The following is a 6,755-nucleotide window of genomic DNA, read 5'->3' as shown; positions in this document are numbered from 1 at the left end:
GGGTTCATGCTCATTTTGACGTTGGCGGTGTCTACTCCCGTGTTGTCCGTCTTCACCCGGACCTTCACGTTGTAGTCCACCACGCGTTTGACTGCGACCAGAATTTTCATCTTCAAAACTCCTGAAATGTCAGAATGCGGCAATGCCGGTGATGGCACGGCCAAGAATGAGGGCATGCACATCGTGCGTGCCTTCGTAAGTGTTGACGACCTCGAGGTTGACCATGTGGCGGGCAATGCCAAACTCGTCGCTGATGCCATTGCCACCGAGCATGTCGCGCGCGGTGCGGGCGATTTCAAGTGCCTTGCCACAGCTGTTGCGTTTGAGAATTGAGGTGATTTCCACGGCCGCAGTACCTTCGTCTTTCATGCGACCCAAGCGCAGGCAGCCCTGCAAACCGAGTGAGATATCGGTTAGCATGTCGGCCAGTTTTTTCTGCACCAGCTGGTTGGCAGCAAGCGGCTTGCCAAATTGTTTGCGATCCAGCACGTACTGACGGGCGCGGTGAAAGCAGTCTTCGGCAGCACCCAGGGCGCCCCAGGCAATGCCGTAACGGGCGGAATTCAGGCAGGTAAACGGGCCTTTGAGTCCGCGCACATCGGGGAAGGCGTTTTCTTCCGGACAGAAAACTTCTTCCATCACGATTTCGCCGGTGATGCTGGCGCGCAAGCCTACCTTGCCGTGGATGGCGGGTGCGCTCAAACCCTGCGAGCCTTTTTCCAGCACGAAGCCGCGAATTGCACCCTCGTCGTCTTTGGCCCAGACCACAAAGACGTCCGCAATGGGTGAGTTGGTGATCCACATCTTGGCACCCGTGAGGCGGTAGCCGCCCGGCACTTTGCGGGCACGCGTGATCATGCTGCCCGGATCGGAGCCATGGTTAGGCTCGGTCAGGCCGAAGCAGCCAATGTATTCGCCGGTGGCGAGTTTGGGCAGGTACTTCTGTTTTTGCGCTTCGGTACCAAATTCATTGATGGGCACCATGACGAGAGAGGACTGCACACTCATCATGGAGCGGTAACCGGAGTCGACAGCTTCGACCTCACGCGCCACCAGCCCGTAACAGACATAGTTCATGCCGGCGCCACCATAGGCTTCGGGAATGGTGGTACCCAACAAGCCCAGCTTCCCCATCTCGCGAAAAATGGCCGGATCGGTTTTCTCTTGCCGGAATGCCTGCAGCACCCGTGGCGCGAGGCGATCCTGGCAGTAGGCGCGTGCCGCATCGCGCACGGCGCGTTCGTCATCGCTGAGTAGCTGATCAAGCAAAAAGGGATCTTGCCAGTTGAATGTTGCGTGGGCCATGAAAGGTCTCCGATTGAAAATAGCAATGCAGGAAAAGTCCTCCCTCCCGGGAGGACGCAAGCTCAAATTACATCTTGCACAAAGGTGATGGCGGTGGGGTCAGGGAGGCATCAAAGGTCTGCTCAACCACTTGGCGCAGCGCGCCGTCCACCGTTTTGACACGACCCACGTAATTGGGCAGCACCAGTTGGTTGTCCGCCGCACGCAAAGCCACCTTGCCGTAGATGGTGTCGAGCGTGACGTTCTGACGCAAGGCGTTGGTCACGTCGGCCGGCTTGACACTTTTGGCCAGCTTCACACCTTCAAACATGATCTGGACGCCGTTGTAGGCCTGGCCTTCCACGTCGGTCGGCAAACGGTTGAACTTGGCCTTGAATGACTTGACAAAGTCCTTGTTGCGCGGGTTGTCCAGATCCGGCGAGTAGCCCAGGTTGCCCGGCACACCTTCGTAAAACTTGCCGACCGCATTGATCATGAAGTTTGACAGCATGGCGTGGGTGAGCAGCGGGGTCTTGAGGTTGAATTCTGCCGACTGCTTCATGAAAGCGATGGCGTCACGGCCCACCTCGGCCACCCAGATCGCGTCCACGTTGGCCGCCTTGAGTTGCGCCAGGTAGGGCGAGAAGTCCTTGGTGCCCAGTGGCACGTACAGGCTCAGCGGCACCTTCTTGCCCTGGGCTTCAACGGCCTTCTTGAACGACTCGGCAGAATCCCGGCCCCAGACGTAGTCGGCGCCGAGGGTGGCAAACGTATTGCCCTTGATGGTCTTGGCCCACTCCTTGATCATGGCGATGTCCATGGCGTCCGAGTGGTTGGTGCGGATGGCGCGCGCCTTGCAGCTGTCGGTGGTGATCTTGTCGGATTTGGAAGCCTGCACAAAGTAGGCGGCGTCCCAGCGGTCGAGGTTTTGCATGATGGCCAGCGAGATTGACGATGGCACCGCGCCGATCAGCAGGTTGTAGCCGTCGCGCGACAGCTTCTCGGCGACGCGGCGACCGGCATCGGGCGTGCTCTCGTCATCAGCCTCGGACAGCTCGACCTTGCGGCCATCGACACCGCCCCTGGCATTGGCCTCTTCGATCGCGAACTTGATGGCGTTGATGACTTCACCGCCTTGCTCGGCGAAGACGCCAGACTTGGACGACACCAGGCCGACCTTGATCGGCTCCTTGCCCTGGGCCCAAGCCGTGAATGGCAGGGCAGAGGTAAGGGCCAGTGCCATCAAGGTGCGCTGTAGGGGTTTGATTTTGAACATGTTGTTGTCTCCAGATTGAATGGCCGGAATCGGTCCGGCAACCGCTACTTACACAAAAAAAGAATGTCAAACCATCACATGGTTTTCCAGGTCGACCAGGCTCTCGCGGGTGTTCTCCACCCGGCCTTGTGCCACCACGGCGCCCTTGGCCATGGCGCAATATCGCTCGGCCACACGCACCACCAGGCTCATGTTTTGCTCGATCAGCAACAAGGCGGTGCCTTGGGCTGCGACCAGGTTGAAGATGTCGGCCAGCTGGTCCACAATCACCGGGGCCAGACCCTCGGTGGGTTCGTCCAGCAGGATCAGACTGGGGTTGGCCATCAGGGCTCGCCCGACCGCCAGCATCTGCTGCTGGCCGCCCGAGAGCGCCGTGCCCGAGGTGTGGGCGCGCTCTTGCAGAATGGGAAAGAGCTTGTAGATCTCGGGCAGGTTCCATGGCCCTTTGCGCCCGACCGCAGCGCCGAGCAGCAGGTTCTCTTCAACCGACAAATTGGCCACAATGCGCCGGCCTTGCGGTACCACAACGACGCCGTGCTGCGCCGCAACGTAGGGACGCGGATTTTTGAGTGCGTAAGAACCCAGGTGAATCTGGCCACTGCGCATCGTCGCCAGCCCCAAAATGGTGTTGACCACGGTGGTTTTGCCGACACCGTTGCGGCCCACCAGCGCCACCCGCTCGCCGGTGTTCACCGTCAAATCCAGGTCATGCAGGATGTGTGCCGATCCATAAAAGGCGTTGATCTGCTCAAGCTTCAATAACACTGTCATGCTGCACTCCCGAGATAAGCGGTACGCACCCTGGGGTCCGCCCGCACGGTGGCGGGCTCGCCATTGGCGATCACGCGACCCAATTCAAATACCGTCACCACATCAGAGATGCCAAACACCACGTCCATGTCGTGCTCGACCAGCAGCACCGAAACCTCCCAGCGCGAGGTTAGGGCCTGCAGGTGTTTCGCCAGATCGTGCGACTCCTTGACCGACAGACCGGCCATGGGTTCGTCCAGCAGCAGCACCGACGGGCGACCCACCAGTGCCAGCGCCAAGTCGAGGCGGCGTTGCTCGCCATAGCCTAAATCTGCGGCCACGGCATGGGTCAAGTGCATCAGGTCAAGCTCTTGCAGGATGGCATCTGCATCCGCACCGGAGTCGACCACGCCCATCTTGTAGGAGGCCAGTTCGACCTGCTGACGCACCATCATCTGGGCAAAGATACTGGTGCGCTGGAAGCTGCGCGACAAGCCACGTTGCCTGCGCTGCGTTGGCCCCAGCTCGGTCACGTCGATACCACCCAGCAAGACCTTGCCACGCGTGAGCGGCACCCGCCCGGTAATGGCGTCGATAACGGTCGACTTGCCGGCGCCGTTGGGGCCAATTAACCCGTGAATCTGGCCTTTATGCAGGCTTAATGTCACCCCATCGACTGCCTTGACCCCACCGTAGTGGATGGCCACATCCTGTGCATCGAGCACCAGTTCGTTATCTGAAGTGTTCATTCAGTGCCCCAAAGTCTTGACCAACGTACCGGGTTGAGATTTCCCCCGGACCAATTTCGCCACAGTCCCGGCAATGCCGGTTGGTGAAAAAACGATGACTGCAATCAAGATCATGCCGAAGATGGTCATCCAGTGGTTGGCATAGTGACCCAGAATGTCTTTCGCCAAAAAGTAGACCACGGCGCCCAGGGCCGGGCCCCACAACACCTTGTAACCGCCCACCACCACCATCATCAGCGTCACACCCGACAGGCTCCAGTGCAGGTTTTCCGGTGAGATAAAACCCGTGTTCAGGGCAGACAACAAGCCGGCTATGCCGGACACGGTGGCCGACAAGGCATAGACCGCCGCCCTTGGCCACAAGGTGCGGATGCCGATGAACCTGGCGCGTTCCTCGTTGTCGCGGACGGCTTCGGTGATGCTGCCAAAACGTGTACGCAGCAGCAGCGCCAGCAACAGCAACACCAGCACCAGTGTCACCCAGGAGATCAAAAACATCCTGTCCGGTTTGACCAATATTGACATCGGTACGCCAAATAACGTGGAGGGCCAGTCAATGCTCATGCCATCTGCGCCGCCGGTGAGGCCGCGTGAACGCGAGGCGGTCAGGTAGAACATCTGGCCAATGGCCAGTGTCAACATGCCAAAGGCTATACCCGGCACCCGAACGATCACCAGGCCCATGACAAAGGCCGTCAATGTCAAGACCAGCAGGGTGACCAGAATGGCAGCTTCGGCTGGCATCACCTTGAGTTGCAGCATGATGCCAATGAAGTAGCCAGCAGAGCCAAAGAACAAGGCGTGGCCAAAACTGACCATGCCGTTTTGGCGCAGCAGCAGACCGACACCGATGGCAAACACGGCAGAGATGATGGCCTGGGTCAGCAGGGACAACAGATTGGCCGAGCTGCCAAGGGTTACAGCCACACCCACACCCAGGGCAATGGCAGTGCTCAGACTGATTCGTTGAATAGACATTGGGTTACCTTCTTAAGTACGGCTTCCGGCCAGACCGGCGGGTTTCCAGATCAGGATGGCGATCATCAGCGCAAAGGGAAGCATGGCGGCAATGTCCGGCAAATACACCGCACCCACCGCCTGGATCATCCCCAGCACCATCGCCGCCACAAAGGCACCGGCCAGCGAGCCCAGTCCGCCGATCACCACCACCACAAAGGAGTCGATGATCACGTCGCTGCTCATGGTCGGTGACAAGGACAGGAACGGTGCTGCGACCACACCGGCCAATCCGGCCAACGCGGTGCCCAGACCCACCACACCGGCGCTCAGCACGTCGGTATTCACGCCCTGCATGGCCGTGGTGGTGGGGTCGGTACTGGAAGCCCGCACAAACAGGCCGATCTTGGAGTAGCGCAGCCAAAGACTCAAACCCAGGGCGACCAGGGCACCCACACCAATCACTGCGATGCGATAAGCTGGCACCGGTGTGCCGAACAAGTCCACCGTGACGTTGAGCAGCTCTGGCGCCGCCATCGAAAAGTTGCTCTTCCCCCAGACGCTCTGCACAAAGTCTTCGATGATCAGCAACAGGCCGAAAGTGACCAGCACCACGCTCAAGGGGTCGCGGTCCTGCAGCAGCCTAAAACCGTAACGGTCCAACAGCACACCCAAAACGGCCATGATGGCCGGGGCTGCCACCAATGCCACCCAGAAGTTGCTGTAGCCGGCGATCGTGTAGCCCAGATAGGCCCCCAGCATGTAAAGCGAGCCGTGCGCAAAATTCACGACACGGCGCAAGCCGTAGATCAAGGCCAGGCCAGAGCACATCACGATCAGTAATGCGCCGTAAACCAGGCCGTTGAATATATTGATGGTCAACACAGTGTGTCTCCTTGTTTTTGTATGAAATGGCTCAGGCGCAAGCTGGCTCTGCCACGGGCTGTAGCGTGCCTTCCGGGGCGCCAAAAGCGGTCCAGCCACCATCGACGGGCAGCACCGCTCCGGTGATGTAACTGGCCCTGCCCGAGCCAAGAAAAACAATGGCTTCGGCAATTTCTGCCGGGTCGGCCATTCTCCCGAGTGGGGTCCGGTGCGCGATGCCCTTGGCATCCAGCGCGCCTTTGCGCTCCAGCTCGTTGATCAAGGCCGTGCGCACATAACCCGGTGCCACCGCGTTGACGCGGATGCCCGCGCGTGCCCATTCACTCGCCATGGCACGTGTCATGCCCACAATGCCAGCCTTGGCCGCGCTGTAGGCATTGCGTGCAGGCAGGCCGATGCTGCTGGCAATGGAGCCAAGATTGACCATGCTGCCGCGCGCGCCGGTGGCATCAGGTGTTGCCGCAAGCATGACCCGTGCAACGGCCTGGCTCATCAGAAAGGTGCCACGCAGGTGAACCGCCAGCACCCGATCGAACGCCTCGACGTTCTGCATCACGGTAGCGCCAGTCTGGTCGCCAATACCGGCGTTGTTGACCAGGGTGTCGATGCGGCCAAAGTTTGACATCACGGCCGTAATGGCCGCAGTCACACTTGATTCGCTGGTCACGTCACACGCCAGGCCGATGTGCGGCTGCCCCAGTTCATTGGCGCGCGCCAGGACGGCTTCGCTGCTCATGTCCAGCAGCGCAACCTGGTAGCCCTCCTGTGCCCATCTTTGTGCAGTGGCCCAACCAATGCCATTGGCGGCACCGGTGACCACAGCCACCTTGTTCATCCGTTCATACATGGTTGTT

The 6,755-nt window shown here is 59.8% G+C and carries 7 protein-coding genes and 1 pseudogene; all 8 read right to left on the bottom strand.

Annotated features, from left to right (window positions below; genetic code table 11):
* A pseudogene (locus NDJ10_RS08040) lies at nucleotides 1-110 on the bottom strand (electron transfer flavoprotein subunit beta/FixA family protein); the annotation flags it as partial.
* Between the two features lie 19 nt (nucleotides 111-129).
* Nucleotides 130-1,305 carry an acyl-CoA dehydrogenase gene (locus tag NDJ10_RS08035; protein ID WP_296160930.1) on the bottom strand — a complete coding sequence of 392 codons (1,176 nt, stop codon included), beginning with the start codon at nucleotides 1,303-1,305 and terminating at the stop codon, nucleotides 130-132.
* A gap of 67 nt (nucleotides 1,306-1,372) precedes the next feature.
* Nucleotides 1,373-2,560, bottom strand: coding sequence for an ABC transporter substrate-binding protein (locus NDJ10_RS08030; RefSeq protein WP_296160928.1), 1,188 nt, complete (start codon nucleotides 2,558-2,560; stop codon nucleotides 1,373-1,375).
* Between the two features lie 66 nt (nucleotides 2,561-2,626).
* Nucleotides 2,627-3,331 carry an ABC transporter ATP-binding protein gene (locus tag NDJ10_RS08025; protein ID WP_296160926.1) on the bottom strand — a complete coding sequence of 235 codons (705 nt, stop codon included), beginning with the start codon at nucleotides 3,329-3,331 and terminating at the stop codon, nucleotides 2,627-2,629.
* Nucleotides 3,328-4,059, bottom strand: a complete 732-nt coding sequence (locus tag NDJ10_RS08020; RefSeq protein ID WP_296160924.1) for an ABC transporter ATP-binding protein — start codon at nucleotides 4,057-4,059, stop codon at nucleotides 3,328-3,330. The genes NDJ10_RS08025 and NDJ10_RS08020 overlap by 4 nt, the downstream gene beginning before the upstream one ends.
* Nucleotides 4,060-5,037 (bottom strand): branched-chain amino acid ABC transporter permease, encoded by a 978-nt coding sequence (locus NDJ10_RS08015; protein ID WP_296160921.1) that lies wholly within the window; start codon nucleotides 5,035-5,037, stop codon nucleotides 4,060-4,062.
* 12 nt (nucleotides 5,038-5,049) lie between these two features.
* A complete protein-coding gene (locus tag NDJ10_RS08010) occupies nucleotides 5,050-5,901 on the bottom strand; it encodes a branched-chain amino acid ABC transporter permease (protein WP_296160918.1) in 852 nt (283 codons plus the stop codon).
* 31 nt (nucleotides 5,902-5,932) lie between these two features.
* Nucleotides 5,933-6,748 (bottom strand): SDR family oxidoreductase, encoded by an 816-nt coding sequence (locus NDJ10_RS08005; protein ID WP_296160916.1) that lies wholly within the window; start codon nucleotides 6,746-6,748, stop codon nucleotides 5,933-5,935.
* Nucleotides 6,749-6,755 lie beyond the last annotated feature (7 nt).

This window comes from Rhodoferax sp. (assembly GCF_023700745.1).
In the GTDB taxonomy this organism is placed as follows: Bacteria; Pseudomonadota; Gammaproteobacteria; order Burkholderiales; family Burkholderiaceae_C; genus Rhodoferax.
Note: the sequence above shows the minus strand (reverse complement) of the source record. Positions and strands in the feature narration are given on the sequence as shown.